This is a genomic window from Saccharopolyspora sp. ASAGF58 (genome assembly GCF_012277335.1).
In the GTDB taxonomy this organism is placed as follows: Bacteria; Actinomycetota; Actinomycetes; order Mycobacteriales; family Pseudonocardiaceae; genus Saccharopolyspora; species Saccharopolyspora hattusasensis.
The window spans coordinates 4,760,921-4,776,764 of record NZ_CP040605.1 but is presented as its reverse complement, the minus strand read 5'-3'; the positions used below and the strand labels follow the sequence as shown (position 1 = coordinate 4,776,764).

The following is a 15,844-nucleotide window of genomic DNA, read 5'->3' as shown; positions in this document are numbered from 1 at the left end:
CGCCCAGAAGCGGTGAAGGGCACCTTCGAGCAACGAGGTTGCTTCGAGGTTGCTCCAAGGTGCCCTTCAGGCCGCAGTCCTATGGGGCGAGGCAGCCGGTCAAGTCAGCCGGGGAGACCGCTGTCACGGACTCCGAAGCACATGCGACGAGGGCCAGGGGGTCTACCACCGCACTTGCAGGTGCTGCCGCAGCAGCCATCACCAGGCCACTCATCAGGAACGCGGCCGCAGCACGAAACAACATGAAGCCTCCCGAGGGAAAGAACTCGAATTCCGGTCGATCCGAATAAGCCAGGGAATCCGGGACACTCGCCGCACGAATAACCGGAATGAGCGTCACCCACCACCACGACATCTGAGCGGGCGACCAACCGACCGAAGGCTGCGCACGGGACCCGAGTCGGCGTCGCAGCAGGCGTTCAGCGGACGGGCTGCGGCGTCTCGGGTGCCTCGACGCGCGGGCAGCTGCGGCGCGCCCAGCGGAACACGAACACCGCGGCGATCGCGAACGCCAAGAAGAGCAGGTCGTGCCAGAAGCCGCCGGCGACGCCCTGCAAGCCGAATGTGGCGAAGTCGACCACGAAGTGGGCGGCCACCGCGACCGGCAGGAGCAGCGCGGACCTGCGGTAGGCGAGCACGATGAGCGCGGCGAAGCCGACGTGGCAGGCGATGGCGATGGGCCGCTCGACCCCGGTGAGCAGGAACGTCGACCACGGACTGCCCGACAGCCGCTCGGCCGCCCCGGACGGCAACGCCTGCGGCAGCAGCCACACGACCGCCATCCCCAAGGCGTATTGCAGTCCGAACAGGACGGACTCCGCGCCGCCGTGCCCGACCCCGGCGGCGAGCGCGCCGCCTGCCGTCCTGTTGGCCCGCATGCTCCGGCCGGCGCAAAAGCTCAGGTACCGCGCGATCTCCTCGCAGACCGCGTAGGTCATCGCGGTCGCCGCGAGCAGCGCCCAGCTGCCGGCACCGAACAGCGACGGCCACAGCAGCGTCACGAGCGGCACGCTGACGACGAGATTGACGAGGAAGAGGCCCGCGGCGATCCAGAAAACGCGGCCCGGCACGGCGAACCGCCAGCGGATCCAGATGGCCGCGGCGACCGGGCCGCAGATCATGATGACGAGTTCCGCCGCGATCGCGGCGATGCTCACGGCACCCACGTCAGCTCCGCTCCCCGATCGGCTCCGCGACCGGCTGCGTGGTGATCGCCTTCAGCGCCGCCAGGTGCGCCTCGTACGCGCGGCGGCCCTTCGCCGTGAGGCTGAGCCAGGTGCGGGGGCGCTTGCCGACGTACCCCTTCTTCACCTTGACGTAGCCCGCATCCTCCAGCGTCAACACCTGCTTGGAGAGCACCGAGTCGCTGACCTCGATGATGTCGCGCACGTACCTGAACTCGGCCTGGTCCACCGCCGTGAGCGTCGCGGCGATGGAGAACCGCACCGGCGAGTGGATGAGCTCGTCCAGTTGGTGCCGGGGATGCGCTCCGCCGCTCATCCCCGGCTCCGGCTGTGCGCGACACCGGCGCCGACGAACGCGATCGCCGCCATCACGACCCCTCCGCCGAGCCACCACTGCCACACCTGGGACATCCAATTGCCGCCGACGACGACCGTTGCGATCCAAGCCGAGGTCCACGCCGACATGACCATGCCGTGGAGCGCCCCGAAGCCGCGCAGCCCCCCTGCGGGTTGCCGCCCACACGGAGATGCCGACGACGAACACGATCCACAGCGGCGTACCCACGACGACCGCGGTCGAGTTGTCCACGAACGCGAAAACCGCGGCCAGGACGAAGGAAGCGACCCCGAACACCAGCAAGTACCGCACGTACCAGTGCCCGCCGCGACGGGCCTCGGCCCCCAACCGATCCGCGCGCGCCAGCTGCGCGGCGGCCTCAACCTGCACCTCGTTCATGCAGCCAGGTCCGCGACTACTTTCCAAGCTGTCAAGTAGATGACGTACGGGCACCTACTTTCCACAGATGGGAAGGTCAGCCCTGCTCGCCCTCCATGTACGCCTTGAGGCGCTGCAGGGTGGCGTCGATCGACCGCTGGTTCTGCTTGGGCAAGCCGGTGCGGGCCACCAGCTTCGGCATCATCGCGGTGTAGTCGTAGGTCTCGGTGACCCTGGTCGCCGAGTCGCCCTCCGGCGCCAGCTCGTACCGCCACCGGCCGGGCAGCATGTGCCGCCACGCGATCAGCCGGTTCTCCTCGTACTCCACCACGGTGTTGGTGATCCGGTAGCCGACGCCCCTGCGCATCCGCATCCCGAACTTGGAGCCGAGCACCAGCCGCTGCGGGCCGCTCATCTCCCCCTGCACCGTGCCGGAACCGTCGATGACCGAATGCTTGCGCGGATCCGCCAGCACCGCGAACACCGCCTCCGGCAGAGCCTGCACGATCACGCGCGTGGCTGGGGGCGGCGATTTCGCGCGAAATCGCCACCTTGCAGGCGTGGCGAGCGGCGATTTCGCGCGAAATCGCCACCACTGCCGTAGGGCCGCCGTCTGCCCGAAACCGAGAACTCGTTGTGCACCATGCCGCCGAACGTAATCGCCCCGGGTAACGAACCCGAAACGGCAAACCGACCGACCCCGGCCAGTGCGGCGAACCGGCCTTATCACTCGTCCCCGTCGACGCCGTCCTGCCACGTCCGGACGAAGCGCGAAGGGCACTTTAGCGGGCAGACCAAGATCACTCCAAAGTGGTGGGGAGCCGACGAACGCACCCGCCAATGCGCCGACGTCACCAGCCGCCTGCACGTCGCCGGGCAACTGACTCCGGCCAGCGACGCCGTACGCGGCTGGCGACCGATCAGGAAGGGATACCTGCGCGATGACCCCGTGCTCGGCGAAGCCATCGTCGGATCAGTGCCCCGGGGCAGCGTCGCCGACTTCAGCGCAGCACTGCCCGGCCAACCGACGAGCCGACCCAAGCGCGGTCCGAAGACGATCAAGCAGTGGGCGACGTTGACCCGTGAGCACGACGTGACCGCGCCGGAGCTCCCGGAACGGCATATCCCGTGGGATGCGCGCACGGTGCAGTCCCGGCAGGACCTGTGGGCGTCTCCAATGGCCACGCAGTACGACTACACCGATCGCCACAGGCTATTCATGCTCGCGGACCTGGTCGACTCGTATTGGCGGGTCGACGGGGTGCGGGACAAGATCGCTCTTGCCGCAGGGATCCGCATTCAGGGACAACGCTTCGGACTGTCCGCATTGGACCGACAGCGGTTGCGATGGGAGTTAGAGCTAGAGCACTCGGCAAGCAATGGCCGTAGCCGCACCGGCTTCTACAGTCGTTGCAGTCCAGCGAGCACGTCGGCGAGTAGCTTCCGCGTGATCTGGGGACGGCCGTAGGCGACGTGTCTCGCGGCAGCACGTTCAGCTACGAGCGCCTTCTCGTCGACGTGTACCAGGGCAGAGGCGGACGATTCCGGCCGCGTCGGCGTGGGGAGCTCGTCGGCAAGGTCGCCGGACCATGTCACGCTGTACCCGGCCGCGATGATACCGCCGCGATGTTGTGTCGGTCGCACGGCTACGCGACCACTCCCGCCGCTTCGCAGCATTCCGGGCAGATCGGCCAGTGTTCCGGTGCGGACTCCAGCGGTCCCCGCCCGAGATGACCGCACGCCGTGTGCACCACGTCGCGCCCATCCAACGTGGACCGGATCGCGTTGTCGGCGACGAGGTGCCTCATATGATCGCCCCGGAGTCCGACGGCGTAGCGGCGGGAGTCGGCGATGTCGCCGACCGGACGCTCCGGTTCGGTGGCGAGTGCGGGACGCTCGTCTGCCGCGTCATTGCCCAGCGTGTACAGCATGCACGGCACACATGGGACGCCGACGAACACGGCGACCTGTTCGCCCTTGCCCGGTTCGAGCACGTGGCCACACGGCGCGGTCAACACGACCGGCTCGCCGAGCTTTTCGGCGGGGACCAGGTAGGCATGCACCTCCGGCGGGCCGCCCGGCGAGGCGTACTCCAACCGCAAGCGCGCCAGGACCACCAGCCCGGAACGCTGCCCGATCACGCGGTACGCCCCGGAGCGCGACGGCGAAGCCGTTCCTCCCGACGCCGGGCCGCTGCCTTGAGTGCTTGCTTCTCGCGATGTCCTGGCAGCCACCACACGATGAACAGCGGAACGAAGATCACCGACCAGGCCAGCAACCCAAGCAATATCCCCAGCGCTTCATGCATGTCTTGAACATCGCCAGTTTCGCCCGGTTAGCCCATATCACGCCGGGTATCTCACCGTGAGATAGTTACCTGATGGCCAACTGGGAGACCCTGATCATTCCCCCGTCCGTGTGGAACGCGGACCACATGCGGGAGGCGTGCCAAAAACGCGACGTCGCCGGAATCCTCCGGGCAGTCCAGCGCGGCACCGGAGCGAGCCAGACGCAGTTGGCAATGGCAACCGGCATCCTGCAAGGCCGCATCTCCGAGATCCTGCGGGGAACCCGCACGGTGACCGCGTTCGAGGTGTTCGAACGCATCGCTGACGGGCTCGCCATGCCCGACGAGACTCGCGTACTGCTCGGCCTCGCCCCGGTGCATCCGTCCGGGCTCGACCATCTCGGACCGATCGGACGTGCCGAGATGCTGGCCGCCTACCGTTCGCAGGCCGACGCGACACCCGACATCCGGCAAGCTGCCTCGACAGCCCAGAGAATCGACATCCTCGCCGTGCGCGGGCTCGGCATCATCGGCATGAACGACTCGCTTCTCCGCGCCACCGTCGCCCAGAACCGCCCCGCGTTCCGGGCCTTGCTGCTGGACCCGGACAGCGCCGCCGCCCAGCGTCGCGCCGCTGAGGTCGGCGAATCTCACGAGTCGTTCGCCTCCGGTGTCAGCTTGTGTGTCGCTCGGCTGCGGGAACTGCGGGAGCAAACCGGCGCTCAGGTCGAGGTGTACTTCTACGACATGTTGCCGACTTGGCGGGTGCTGGCACTCGACGATGTGCAGTTCGTCTCCGCATTCGGCGGAGAACACGAGGGGCACACCTCGCCCATGTACAAGATCGCAGCGTCGGCGCATGGCGCGCTGCATCGTGGGTTCCGTAGGTTCACCGACGAACTACGGGCGCAGGCCCGTCAGGTGATCTAGGGAGGTTCCACGGTGGCGGTCGAGGCAGAACTCAAGGCTCGTGTCAGCGACCCCGAAACGGTCCGGGAGCGGCTCCGCCAGCGAGCCGAAGAGCAGGTGCAGACCTACCGCGACCGGTATTTCGACTGGCCGTCCGGCAGCCTCGACGGCCAGGGCTACGAAGTCCGTCTGCGCGTAGCGGAAACGGCCACGACGAGCACCACCCTGCTCACGTTCAAAGAACCCCCGGTGCACTACAGCGGGTCGAAACCGGAGAACGAGACCACACTCGCCGACGCCGAACCGGTTGCCGCCCTGCTAGCAACGCTCGGCCTGGTCGAGTACATCGCGTTCGAGAAGCACTGCCGGAACTTCCGGTTCACCGAACGCGGCCGCGACGTGCTCGCGACCCTGGTACACGTGCCAGAGCTGGACGGCACCTTCATCGAGGTCGAGACAATCGTCCCGGACGAGACCGACATCACCGCCGGTCTCGACGCAGTGCGGGCCGTGCTCGACTCGCTCGGCATCACCAACGACGACGTCACGACGGAGAAGTACACCGACGCCGTCGCCGCACGACGTCGTGGAGCCACCTTCCGCTCGTGGGGCAAACCGTGATCAACAGCGTGGGGCAAACGTGGGTCCCAAATCCGTCACACAACGCACTCGCTACAGGTCAGCTGCGTATGACCAAAACGCCGGTCACACCACCCGTGACCAGCGTTTTTTCCCGGCCAGCGCCAAGCCACGTAGAAGAGGGCGCCTCTTGCCGAGCCACGTCGGCAAGAGGCGCCCTCCACCTCGACGGGGTCAGTCCCCGGACAGCACCGGGGCGAGGAAGCGGCCCGTGTGGCTCTCGTCGACCTCGGCGAGCTCCTCCGGGGTGCCCTCGGCGACCAGGGTGCCGCCGCCCGAGCCGCCCTCCGGACCCATGTCCAGCACCCAGTCCGACGTCTTGATGACGTCCAGGTTGTGCTCGATCACGATCACCGTGTTGCCCTTGTCCACCAGGCCGTTGATCACGCCGAGCAGCTTGCGGATGTCCTCGAAGTGCAACCCGGTGGTCGGCTCGTCGAGGATGTAGACCGTCTTGCCGGTGGACCGCTTCTGCAGCTCGCTCGCCAGCTTCACGCGCTGCGCCTCACCACCGGAGAGCGTCGGCGCGGGCTGCCCGAGCCGCACATAACCCAAGCCGACGTCCACCAGCGTCTTCAGGTGCCGGTGGATCGCGTTGATCGGCTCGAAGAAGTGCGCGGCCTCCTCGATCGGCATGTCGAGGACCTCGGCGATCGTCTTGCCTTTGTAGTGCACCTCAAGGGTCTCCCGGTTGTACCGGGCGCCCTTGCACACCTCGCAGGGCACGTACACGTCCGGCAGGAAGTTCATCTCGATCTTCAGCGTGCCGTCGCCCGCGCACGACTCGCAACGGCCGCCCTTGACGTTGAACGAGAACCGGCCCGGCTGGTAGCCGCGCACCTTCGCCTCGGTGGTCGCCGCGAACAGCTTGCGGATGTGGTCGAACACGCCGGTGTAGGTGGCCGGGTTCGACCGCGGGGTGCGGCCGATCGGCGACTGGTCGACCTGCACCAGCTTGTCGACGTGCTCCAGGCCCCTGATCCGGGTGTGCCGGCCGGGCACCTGCCGGGCGCCGTTGAGCTTGTTCGCCAGCACCGACGCGAGGATGTCGTTGACCAGCGTCGACTTGCCCGATCCGGACACGCCGGTGACCGCCACCAGGCAGCCCAGCGGGAACGACGCGTCGATCTTGCGGAGGTTGTGCTCGCGCGCCCCGACCACCGTCAGCTGCCGCTTGCGGTCGCGCGGGCGCCGCACCGCGGGCAGCGGGATCTGCTTGCGCCCGGCCAGGTAGTCACCGGTCAGCGACTTCTTGTTTTCCAGCAACGCCTTGTAGGGTCCGCTGTGGACGACCTGGCCGCCGTGCTCGCCCGCGCCGGGGCCGATGTCGACCACCCAGTCCGCACTGCGCACGGTGTCCTCGTCGTGCTCGACGACGATCAGCGTGTTGCCCAGGTCCCGCAGCCGGCTGAGCGTCTCCAGCAGCCGGTGGTTGTCCCGCTGGTGCAACCCGATCGACGGCTCGTCCAGCACATACAGCACGCCGACCAGGCCCGAACCGATCTGGGTGGCCAGCCGGATGCGCTGCGCCTCGCCGCCGGAGAGCGTCCCGGCCGTGCGGTCCAGCGATAGGTAGTCCAGGCCGACGTCGAGCAGGAAGCCCAGCCGCGCCTGAACTTCCTTGAGGACCCGCCCGGCGATCATCTGCTCGCGCGGCCCGAGCACAAGCCCGTTGAGGAACGCGGCGCACGCGCTCACGCTCAGCGCGCTGACCTCGGCGATGGACAGCTCGCCGAACTCGTCGTTCGTCATCGTCACGGCCAGGATCTCCGGCTTGAGCCGGGTGCCGTCGCACGCGGGGCACGGCACGTCCCGCATGTAGCCCTCGTACTTCTCGCGGGCATAGTCGGACTCGGTCTGCTCCAGCCGCCGCTCCAGGAACGGGATGACGCCCTCGTAGTTGGCGTAGTAGGAGCGGGTCCGCCCGTAGCGGTTCTTGTACCGGACATGCACCTGGTCGTTGGTGCCGTGCAGCACCGCCTTCTTGACCTTGGTGGACAGCTGCCGCCACGGCGCGTCCATCCGGAAGCCGATGGCCTCCGACAGCGAGGTCAGCAGGCGGGTGAAGTACTCCGCGGTGTGCCCGCCCGCCCACGGCGCGATCGCGCCGTCGGCCAGCGACAGGTCCTCGTCCGGCACGACCAGCTCGGGGTCGACCTCCTTGCGGATGCCCAGCCCCGCGCACTCCGGGCAGGCGCCGTAGGGCGAGTTGAACGAGAACGACCGCGGTTCCAGCTCGTCCACGCCCAGCGGGTGGCTGTTGGGGCAGGCCAGGTTCTCGGAGAACTTCCGCTCCCGGTTCGGGTCGTCCTCGTCGAGGTCGATGAACTCGATCAGCACCAGGCCATCTGCCAGCCGCAGCGCGGTCTCCACCGAGTCGGTCAGCCGCTGCTTCCCGCTGGCCTTCACGGTGAGGCGGTCGATGACCACCGCGATGTCGTGCTTCTCCTGCTTCTTCAGCTTCGGCGGCGCGTCCAGCGAGTGCACCACGCCGTCGATGCGGGCACGGGCGTAGCCCTGCGACTGCAGCTGCTCGAACAGGTCGGCGTACTCGCCCTTGCGCCCACGCACGACCGGGGCCAGCACCTGGAACTTGGCCCGGTCGGGCATCTCCAGCACCTGGTCGACGATCTGCTGCGGGGTCTGCTTGCTGATCGGTTCGCCGCAGGTCGGGCAGTGCGCCTTGCCCGCCCGCGCGTACAGCAGTCGCAGGTAGTCGTACACCTCGGTGATGGTGCCCACCGTCGACCGCGGGTTGCGGTTGGTGGACTTCTGGTCGATCGACACCGCCGGGGACAGGCCGTCGATGAAGTCCACATCGGGCTTGTCCATCTGACCGAGAAACTGCCGGGCGTAGGCGGACAGCGACTCGACGTAGCGGCGCTGCCCCTCCGCGAAGATGGTGTCGAAGGCCAGGCTCGACTTCCCGGAGCCCGACAGCCCGGTGAACACGATCAGGCTGTCACGGGGCAGGTCGAGGTCGATCCCGCGCAGGTTGTGCTCACGGGCGCCGCGAACGACAAGGCGGTCAGCCACTGTGATCCCTTCGAAAAGTTCTGGTGTTGACGTGGACGCGCGCCGGCTGCAAGCAGTGCATCGGCAGGTACGCGACGTCGCCCGCCCATGCTATTCGGGGCACCTGACAGACCCGGAGCGCGTGCGGCGCGCAGTCCGCGCAACAACCGCCCACCCACTCGGACGAGTGATATACGGGCAGGTCGGCCGCGGCTCCTCCGACGATACGCAAATTCCCCCGGAATGGGCACTGTCGCCGCTGTGGCCTGCGCAATTAAGCTCGACTCTTCACCGGTCGCGAAAACACCCCCTGCATGCAGAGGTTCACTCATGGCTGACATCGTCCTCGGGACCGGTGGCCGCAGCAGTGCCCAACCGGCGGCCGCCGCGCACCTCGCCCACCAGATCACCGCACAGCTGAACGCCGTAGAGCGAGCGAGCAGTCGGCTGCTGGACACCGTCGCCGAGCTGGACGAGCTGGCCGTGCGCCAGCCCAGTCTGCTGCCCGGCTGGAGCAGGGCGCACGTCATCACGCACCTGGCGCGCAACGCCGACGGCTTCCACAACCTGCTGATCTGGGCGCGGACCGGGGTCGAGCACGCGATGTACGCCAGCGGCGACGACCGGGACGAGGCCATCGCCGAAGGAGCGGTGCGCGGCAACCGGCTGCTGCTGGAGGACCTGGCGGCGTCCTGCGAGCGCTTCGCCCACGCCGCCCACGCGCTGCCAGCCGCAGCGTGGACGGCGGAGATCGCCGACGCGGTCGGCGACCCGATGCCCGCGTACCACATGCTGCGCCTGCGCCTGCTGGAGGTCTGGACGCATCTGGTCGACCTCGATCACGACGTGGACTTCGCCGACATCCCGCAGCCGGACGCCGAGCAGCTGCTGGAGGACGTGGTGCAGCAGTTCGGCGGTCGGCCGGACGTGCCGGCGCTGTCGGTGGAGGTCGACTTCGGCGACCACCGGCGGAGCTGGGACCTGCGCGGGACCACCTCGCCGCCGAGCCGGGTGCGCGGTGAACCGGGCCCGATGCTCGGCTGGCTGCTGGGCCGCACCGGCCCGGACCGGCTGGACGGCGACTTCCCGAACCTCCCGCACTGGCTCTGAGGACGGCCGTTACCGCGAGCGCTCTTGAGTGCACGATGACGGCACCTGACCAGGCAAAACGTCGACCCGCGGCCGCGCTGGCCAACGTCCGGGAAAGGGGCGTGGTCACGCGGAGCAGAGGCGCACGCCGCGACCTGCCGCTGCGTCCACGGTGGACGCTCGCGCTGCTCGGTTCCGCGGCGCTGCCGATCTGAGCACCCGGTCGAGCTGCACGAATGCCCCGAAAGCGCGACTCTGGCGGTGGACACGTCATAGAGCAACGTGAGGGGGCGCACGATGTCCAGTCCGCAGACCGGGCCCGAATCCCACGCGAAGGCCGAGGGGACGACAACGCCCGAACAGACGACAGCACCTGAGCAGCAGAAGCAGTGGGCGATGGCGCCTGCACAGCCGGCTACCTCGATGTCCGGGTGGATGGCGTTCGCCGGCTCGCTGATCGCGATGGTCGGCGTCTTCAACATCATCGGCGGGATCACCGCGCTGTTCCGACCCACCTACTACCTCGTCGGAACAGCTCAGCTGCTGGTCTTCGACTTCAACGCGTGGGGCTGGTTCTGGCTGGCGCTGGGCGTCGTGCAGGTCGTGGCCGGCGTCGGCTGCCTGTACGGGCAGATGTGGGCGCGGATGACCGGCATCGGTCTGGCCGCGCTGAGCGCGATCGCGCACCTGGCGTTCCTCGCCGCGTTCCCGCTCTGGTCGCTGCTGGTGATCGCGCTGTCCGTGCTGGTGATCTACGGCCTGATGGTGCCTCCCAGGGGGGCGACCGCCTGACCGGCGATCATCCGCCGAGGCCGAGAGCGCGGGGCGCTAGGCTCGGCCCGTGGAGCCTCAAGGACAGTACACCGGACACGTCGAACCGGGCGGCGCCCCGGCGCGGCGCGAGCTCGACGCGCTGACCATCACCAAGATCTCGGTCGGCCCGATGGACAACAACGCGTACCTGCTGGTGTGCCGCCGCACCGGTGACGCGCTGCTGATCGACGCCGCCAACGACTCGGAGCGGCTGGCCGACCTGCTCGGCCACGACGCGCAGCGCCCGCGCCTGCGCACCATCGTGACCACCCACCAGCACGCCGACCACTGGCAGGCCCTCGGCGCGGTCGCCGGGCAGACGGGGTGCTTCACGCTGGCGCACCCGGCCGACGCCGAGGCGCTGCCGGTGCCGCCGGACCGCCTGATCGAGCACGGCGACACCATCGACGTCGGCGAATCCCAGCTGTCGGTGATCCACCTGCGCGGCCACACGCCGGGTTCGATCGCCCTGCTGTACCGCGACCCGAACGGGCACCCGCACCTGTTCACCGGCGACTCCCTGTTCCCAGGCGGCGTGGGCAAGACGAGCTCCCCGGAGAACTTCCGGTCGCTGATCGACGACGTGGAGAACCGGATCTTCGCCGAGCTGCCGGACGACACCTGGTTCTATCCCGGACACGGCGACGACTCGACGCTGGGCGCGGAGCGCCCCAAGCTCGCCGAGTGGCGAGAGCGCGGCTGGTGACAACTGACGTCACGGCCGAAGTCGAGCGGGTGCACCGGCTGCTCGCGAAATGGCTGGGGTCGGACGGCGAACCTGCGGTGCTCGAAGCGCTGCGGGCCGCGCACGCCGACGACTTCACCATGATCACCACCGACGGTCAGCAGCTGACCGTCGACGATCTCTTCGGTGCTCTCTCCGGCGCGCGGAACGCGGCACCGGGCCTGGGCATCGAGGTCGACGAGGTCACCGTAGCCGCGGACGCGGCGGATCTCGTCGTGGTGCACTTCCGCGAAATCCACCAGCACGAGGGCAGGACCACCCGGCGCCGGACCACGGCCGTCCTGCGCCGCACATCGCAGGGCATCCGCTGGCGCCACCTCCACGAGACGGCGGTAGCGGGCTGAAGCCGCTCCCGTGAGCCTTTCGGGCAGCCCGGAAGGCTCACGGTGACCCTGCCGGGTGTTCGGCCCGGTACTGGCGGATCAGGACCTTCAGGGCAGCCGCGATGGGCAGCGCCGTCAGCGCGCCGAGGACCCCGGCCAGCGCGGCGCCGAGCAGGATCGCGAGGAATGCGCCGAGAGGACTCAGCTCCACCGTCTTGGCGAAGATACGCGGCGCGATCAGGTAGTTCTCCACCATCTGGTACAGGCAGAAGAAGATCAGCGTCGCCACCGCCAGCCAGAGGCTTTGGCTCAGGGCGACGAAAATCCCCACCAACGACGCCAGCGTGGCTCCGACTTGCGGTATCGCGTCGAGCACCGCGACGACCAGCGCCAGCAGCACCGGGTAGGGCACGCCGGCGATTAGGAAGAACAGGTACGAGGCGATCCCGGCGCACAGGCAAACCCCGGCTTGCCCGGTGACGTAGCCGCCGACGCGGCCCATCGCGGCGTGCAGCGCCTCGGCCCGGCCCGGGTGGCCGACCGCGCCGCGCTGCACGGCGGCGGCGATCCGGGGCATCGAGAGCGAGAAGTAGACCATCAGCGCCCCCGCGGTGCAGGCTGCGAAGATGCCGCCCAGGAAGGCTCCGATCGCGGCGAATCCTGCCGCCAGGGCGCTCGTCACCGCGTTCGAGATGGCGCTGACGGTGTTCTTCAACTGCTCCTGAACGCTCGGGTCGTCGAGGTTCTTTCGCAGCTCGGTGCCGCCGCCGAACTTCGTGCCGATGCTGGAGAGGTATTCCGGGATGTGCGCGGCGAGCTGCCCGATCTGGCCCACGGCGGGCACCACCGCGAGCAGCACCAGTGCGCCGACCACCAGCACGAGCCCCACGACCAGCACCAGTAGCGCCAACCCGCGCCGCCAACCGTGCCGGTGCAACCACGCGACGACCGGTTCCACACCGAGCGCCAGGAAGAAACCCAGGAAGATCAGGACCAGCATCTCGCGGACGTTGAAGGCCAGCACCGCGAAGACCCCGACCAGCAGGTACACGCAGGCGATCTTCGCGTGGTCGAGGAGCGTGAGCCCCGGTCGATCGCTCGCGGCGCTCGCCGGGACCTCGCCGTCGTCGGCACCGCTCATGCCAGCCACCTCCCCGGCCGAGGCCCGGCGGACGCGTGGAACGCCTTTCGCAGTACAGCCGCTGCCCGGCCGTACCGCACGGCGCGGAAACACTAACGAGTGAAAGCTCATCGCGGGCAAGAGCGTCGTGCCGGGGCGGCAACTGCGTCGGCTCCCGCGACGGCCTGCTGGTAACGCTCGCGTGAGCGTTGAATTCCTGTTGACTTCATTGGTAATCGTCGCGACACCGGGTACCGGCATGCTCTACACGTTGGCCGCCGGGCTTTCCCGCGGCACCCGGGCCCGCGTCATCGCCGCCGTGGGATGCACACTCGGGATCATCCCCCACGTGGTCGCCGCCATCACCGGGCTCGCCGCACTGCTGCACACCAGCGCCATGGCGTTCCAGGTCATCAAGTACCTCGGCGTGGCCTACCTGCTCTACCTGGCTGGCGTGGAGCACGCTGCGCGACAAGGGCGGCAGCCCGGAAGGCCCACGACCCTTCCGTGACCTCCGGGGGTTCTGGAATGACCGGCCAGCACGTCCGCTCCAAGCACCGAAGCCGCCCGTGGTTGCACATTTTCGGCATCGGGTTGCTGCTGTGGGTGCCGACCGTCGTCGTGACCGGCCTGACCGGGAACACGAACCTGGTGCCGACCGTCGTGCTCCTGGGCAGCTTCCTGGTGCCCGTAACCTTCGTCGTCTGGCTAACATATTGATAGGGAACTCAAGGGTGTGATCTTCGTTGGTCTGGCGGGATCGCTGGTGTGCGGGATGCGCGGAGGTTATCGCCTGAGGTGCAGGAGGATCTGCGGCGCAGGGTGGTCGCGGCGGTGCACGGTGGGATGAGGCAGGTCGAGGCGGCGCGGGTGTTCGCGGTAGCGCCGCAGTCGGTGTCCGGATGGGCGCAGGTGTGGCGGAAACAGGGTTCGAAGGGTCAAGCACGACCAGCTCGCCATTGCGGTGCCGGTTCGCCCGGCAGCCGACCTGATCGACCTACTCGCTTCGTGCGGCGTGAGTTGTCTCTACGAGGCGAAGCCAGGGCATTCCGCTCGCGTCCGGGCGGCCTGAAGGTGTCATGTCGTTCTTCCTGAAGCGCAGGGCGGTCGGTGACCGGGCGCGCGGGGCATTCGCGCCCGGTCACCGGGGAAGGGCTGGTGCGGCGGAGGCCGGGGAGGCGCCGCACCGGCCCGGCTTGGGAAGGTCAGGCCTCGTGAGTGATCCTTCCGGTAAGAACCGGAAGGATCACTCACGAGCGTTCAGACACACAGGTAGCGCCACCCGGTGGGCTCCTCCCGGGGCGCCGAGCTCGCCTCGGTCGGCTGGGGAGATCCCGGTGGTCTGGGGAGGTGTTCTTGTTCCGCCCGGTGTCTTCGGTGCGGGTTTCGGCTTCGATGCCGGCTATGAGGTGCCAGACCGTGTAGGCGGCTTCGCCGCCGCCTCCGGCGTGCTGGCCGGATCGAGAACGCGAGGCCTCTTGCGGGTAGCTGGGTGGAGAATATGGCGAAGATCAGCAGGCTGAACAGGACGAACGTGCTGAGCTGGATTCAGAACATCGGTGGTTCTCCTTCGGTGGGGCGAAGGGTGGTGCCAATTTCGCGAGAAATTGACGTTCACCCGGGTGACGGTCAATTTCTCGCGAAATTGCGCCCTCCTCGGGTGACCACAGGCGGGTGGTGAGGGTGCGTCGGCAGCGCATGCAGGTGCGGATCCAGTCCCATTTCGGGCCGGTCGTGCTCCGCCGCGTTCGGCTGGGGTGGTGTGAACCCGCAAGGCGGTGGCCGAGTTGATCCGGGTGCGCCACGGCGTCGTGTTGAGTTTGCGCACCGTCGGCGACTACCTGCGCTGTTGGGGTGTGTCGCCGCAGAGACCGATCCGCAGGGCCTACGAGCGGGACCCCGAGGCCGTGTGCTGGTGGCTGGAGGAGGACTATCCGGCCACCGTACGGTCCAGGTGATCGCCGACGGTCATCCTGTCCACCGCCGCAAGACCGTCCGCAAGTGGCTGGACCGATCACGCTGCGGCGATCGAGATGCACTTCCTGCCCGGATACAACCCCGAGCTCAACCCGGACGAGATCCGGGGTGCCGACCTCAAGCGGACCATGTCCACCGGCACAGCCCAGAAAACCCGCGACGAGTCGAAACAAGCAGTCCGCTCCTTCCTCCACCGGCTCCACAAGCCGCCTGGCCGAGTTCGCTCCTACCTCGGCAAACCCGAAGTCCGCTACGCCGCCTGACATCACACAATTGCCCTACGAATCAATAACGCCCGTCGCCCGACTTCTCCGCGGGCCGCGTCATCGAGGCTTTCATCGTCGGCGGCGTGCTCGGCGTGCTGGCCGCGTCGCTGCTGGAGACCTACCTGCTGTCGCCGTCGGTGTGGATGTACCTCGGCGTCGGGCTCATCGAGGAACTCGTCAAGGCACTGGCGCTGATGTACATCGCGCGCGGCATGGCCCGGCGGACCCTCCGGGACGGGCTGGTGCTCGGCGCCACCGTCGGATTCGGCTTCGCCGCTTTCGAAAGCGCCGGTTACGCCTTCAACGCGCTGATCACCATCCACGGTCTTTCCTTGTGGCAGGTGGTGGAGACCGAGATCCTGCGGGGCGTTCTCGCCCCGGTCGGGCACGGGCTCTGGACGGCCATCCTCGGCGGGGCCCTGTTCGCGGCCACCCGCAACGGCCGAGGGTGCATCACCGGCGGCGTGGTGCTGGCCTACTTCGGTGTCGTCGTCCTGCACTCGCTTTGGGATTCCATGCACGGCATCGCCCTGCTGCTCGTGATGGCGCTGACCGAAACGCCCGGCCAGCACCTGCTGTTCCAGCTCGGCTACGTGCCCGAGCCGACCGTTCTGCAGACCCACCTCTTCACCCTTATCAACTGGGTCGGGCTGATCGTCGTGTCCGCGCTCGGGCTGGCTTGGCTGGGCTCACTGCGCCGCCGGGCCCAGGGCGTTGCGCCGTACCCGCCCGCTGCGGCCCAGCCCGATCCGGGGCAGTAGT

Annotated in this window: 21 protein-coding genes; 14 read left to right on the top strand and 7 right to left on the bottom strand. The window is 68.5% G+C overall.

Annotation, left to right across the window (positions count from 1 at the left end; genetic code table 11):
* Nucleotides 1–419: 419 nt before the first annotated feature.
* From FDZ84_RS22925 to FDZ84_RS22915, 3 genes are all read right to left on the bottom strand, one after another.
* Complete coding sequence (locus tag FDZ84_RS22925) at nucleotides 420–1,166, bottom strand: YhfC family glutamic-type intramembrane protease (protein WP_168587577.1); 747 nt, start codon at nucleotides 1,164–1,166, stop codon at nucleotides 420–422.
* 1 nt (nucleotide 1,167) lies between these two features.
* Entirely contained in the window at nucleotides 1,168–1,920 is a 753-nt protein-coding gene (locus FDZ84_RS39150; protein WP_246868357.1) for a transcriptional regulator, read from the bottom strand.
* Between the two features lie 76 nt (nucleotides 1,921–1,996).
* Nucleotides 1,997–2,410 (bottom strand): SRPBCC family protein, encoded by a 414-nt coding sequence (locus FDZ84_RS22915; RefSeq protein ID WP_210435055.1) that lies wholly within the window; start codon nucleotides 2,408–2,410, stop codon nucleotides 1,997–1,999.
* A gap of 132 nt (nucleotides 2,411–2,542) precedes the next feature.
* On the opposite strand from FDZ84_RS22915, the gene FDZ84_RS22910 reads away from it, so the two are divergent.
* The gene (locus FDZ84_RS22910; RefSeq protein WP_168587576.1) at nucleotides 2,543–3,367 is read left to right on the top strand and encodes a hypothetical protein; all 825 of its coding nucleotides are present in this window, start codon (nucleotides 2,543–2,545) and stop codon (nucleotides 3,365–3,367) included.
* A 178-nt stretch (nucleotides 3,368–3,545) separates the two neighbouring features.
* Here FDZ84_RS22910 and FDZ84_RS22905 read toward each other — a convergent pair whose 3' ends face one another.
* Both FDZ84_RS22905 and FDZ84_RS22900 read right to left on the bottom strand, forming a co-directional pair.
* Nucleotides 3,546–4,040, bottom strand: a complete 495-nt coding sequence (locus FDZ84_RS22905) for a hypothetical protein (RefSeq protein WP_168587575.1) — start codon at nucleotides 4,038–4,040, stop codon at nucleotides 3,546–3,548.
* Nucleotides 4,037–4,207 (bottom strand): hypothetical protein, encoded by a 171-nt coding sequence (locus FDZ84_RS22900; protein WP_168587574.1) that lies wholly within the window; start codon nucleotides 4,205–4,207, stop codon nucleotides 4,037–4,039. The genes FDZ84_RS22905 and FDZ84_RS22900 overlap by 4 nt, the downstream gene beginning before the upstream one ends.
* A gap of 72 nt (nucleotides 4,208–4,279) precedes the next feature.
* Here FDZ84_RS22900 and FDZ84_RS22895 point away from each other — a divergent pair, with 72 nt between their 5' ends.
* Nucleotides 4,280–5,116 (top strand): helix-turn-helix transcriptional regulator, encoded by an 837-nt coding sequence (locus FDZ84_RS22895; protein ID WP_168587573.1) that lies wholly within the window; start codon nucleotides 4,280–4,282, stop codon nucleotides 5,114–5,116.
* A 12-nt stretch (nucleotides 5,117–5,128) separates the two neighbouring features.
* A complete protein-coding gene (locus FDZ84_RS22890; RefSeq protein ID WP_168587572.1) occupies nucleotides 5,129–5,716 on the top strand; it encodes a class IV adenylate cyclase in 588 nt (195 codons plus the stop codon).
* A 192-nt stretch (nucleotides 5,717–5,908) separates the two neighbouring features.
* Here the strand turns inward: FDZ84_RS22890 and uvrA are convergent, their stop codons facing one another.
* Nucleotides 5,909–8,770, bottom strand: a complete 2,862-nt coding sequence (uvrA, locus tag FDZ84_RS22885) for an excinuclease ABC subunit UvrA (protein ID WP_168587571.1) — start codon at nucleotides 8,768–8,770, stop codon at nucleotides 5,909–5,911.
* 309 nt (nucleotides 8,771–9,079) lie between these two features.
* On the opposite strand from uvrA, the gene FDZ84_RS22880 reads away from it, so the two are divergent.
* The 5 genes from FDZ84_RS22880 to FDZ84_RS22860 all read left to right on the top strand — a co-directional run bounded on the left by FDZ84_RS22880 (nucleotide 9,080) and on the right by FDZ84_RS22860 (nucleotide 11,740).
* On the top strand, nucleotides 9,080–9,859 hold the full coding sequence (locus FDZ84_RS22880) for a maleylpyruvate isomerase N-terminal domain-containing protein (RefSeq protein ID WP_168587570.1): 780 nt from the start codon (nucleotides 9,080–9,082) through the stop codon (nucleotides 9,857–9,859).
* 35 nt (nucleotides 9,860–9,894) lie between these two features.
* Nucleotides 9,895–10,053 (top strand): hypothetical protein, encoded by a 159-nt coding sequence (locus tag FDZ84_RS22875; protein WP_168587569.1) that lies wholly within the window; start codon nucleotides 9,895–9,897, stop codon nucleotides 10,051–10,053.
* An 82-nt stretch (nucleotides 10,054–10,135) separates the two neighbouring features.
* On the top strand, nucleotides 10,136–10,630 hold the full coding sequence (locus FDZ84_RS22870; RefSeq protein ID WP_210435054.1) for a hypothetical protein: 495 nt from the start codon (nucleotides 10,136–10,138) through the stop codon (nucleotides 10,628–10,630).
* A gap of 49 nt (nucleotides 10,631–10,679) precedes the next feature.
* On the top strand, nucleotides 10,680–11,357 hold the full coding sequence (locus FDZ84_RS22865; RefSeq protein WP_168587568.1) for an MBL fold metallo-hydrolase: 678 nt from the start codon (nucleotides 10,680–10,682) through the stop codon (nucleotides 11,355–11,357).
* Complete coding sequence (locus FDZ84_RS22860) at nucleotides 11,354–11,740, top strand: nuclear transport factor 2 family protein (RefSeq protein ID WP_246868356.1); 387 nt, start codon at nucleotides 11,354–11,356, stop codon at nucleotides 11,738–11,740. Before FDZ84_RS22865 ends, FDZ84_RS22860 begins: the two co-directional genes overlap by 4 nt.
* Nucleotides 11,741–11,777: 37 nt before the next feature.
* Here FDZ84_RS22860 and FDZ84_RS22855 read toward each other — a convergent pair whose 3' ends face one another.
* Entirely contained in the window at nucleotides 11,778–12,860 is a 1,083-nt protein-coding gene (locus tag FDZ84_RS22855; protein ID WP_168587566.1) for an AI-2E family transporter, read from the bottom strand.
* 199 nt (nucleotides 12,861–13,059) lie between these two features.
* Between FDZ84_RS22855 and FDZ84_RS22850 the strand changes: the two genes are divergently transcribed.
* The 6 genes from FDZ84_RS22850 (at nucleotide 13,060) to FDZ84_RS22830 (ending at nucleotide 15,843) form a co-directional block, all read left to right on the top strand.
* Complete coding sequence (locus FDZ84_RS22850; protein ID WP_371812656.1) at nucleotides 13,060–13,350, top strand: LysE family translocator; 291 nt, start codon at nucleotides 13,060–13,062, stop codon at nucleotides 13,348–13,350.
* Nucleotides 13,351–13,367: 17 nt separating this feature from the next.
* Nucleotides 13,368–13,559 (top strand): hypothetical protein, encoded by a 192-nt coding sequence (locus FDZ84_RS22845; RefSeq protein ID WP_246869287.1) that lies wholly within the window; start codon nucleotides 13,368–13,370, stop codon nucleotides 13,557–13,559.
* A gap of 48 nt (nucleotides 13,560–13,607) precedes the next feature.
* Entirely contained in the window at nucleotides 13,608–13,934 is a 327-nt protein-coding gene (locus FDZ84_RS40840; protein WP_371812655.1) for a helix-turn-helix domain-containing protein, read from the top strand.
* Between the two features lie 683 nt (nucleotides 13,935–14,617).
* Entirely contained in the window at nucleotides 14,618–14,797 is a 180-nt protein-coding gene (locus FDZ84_RS22840) for a winged helix-turn-helix domain-containing protein (protein WP_168587565.1), read from the top strand.
* Nucleotides 14,798–14,872: 75 nt separating this feature from the next.
* The gene (locus FDZ84_RS22835; RefSeq protein ID WP_168587564.1) at nucleotides 14,873–15,079 is read left to right on the top strand and encodes a hypothetical protein; all 207 of its coding nucleotides are present in this window, start codon (nucleotides 14,873–14,875) and stop codon (nucleotides 15,077–15,079) included.
* A 62-nt stretch (nucleotides 15,080–15,141) separates the two neighbouring features.
* A complete protein-coding gene (locus tag FDZ84_RS22830; protein WP_371812912.1) occupies nucleotides 15,142–15,843 on the top strand; it encodes a PrsW family intramembrane metalloprotease in 702 nt (233 codons plus the stop codon).
* Nucleotide 15,844 lies beyond the last annotated feature (1 nt).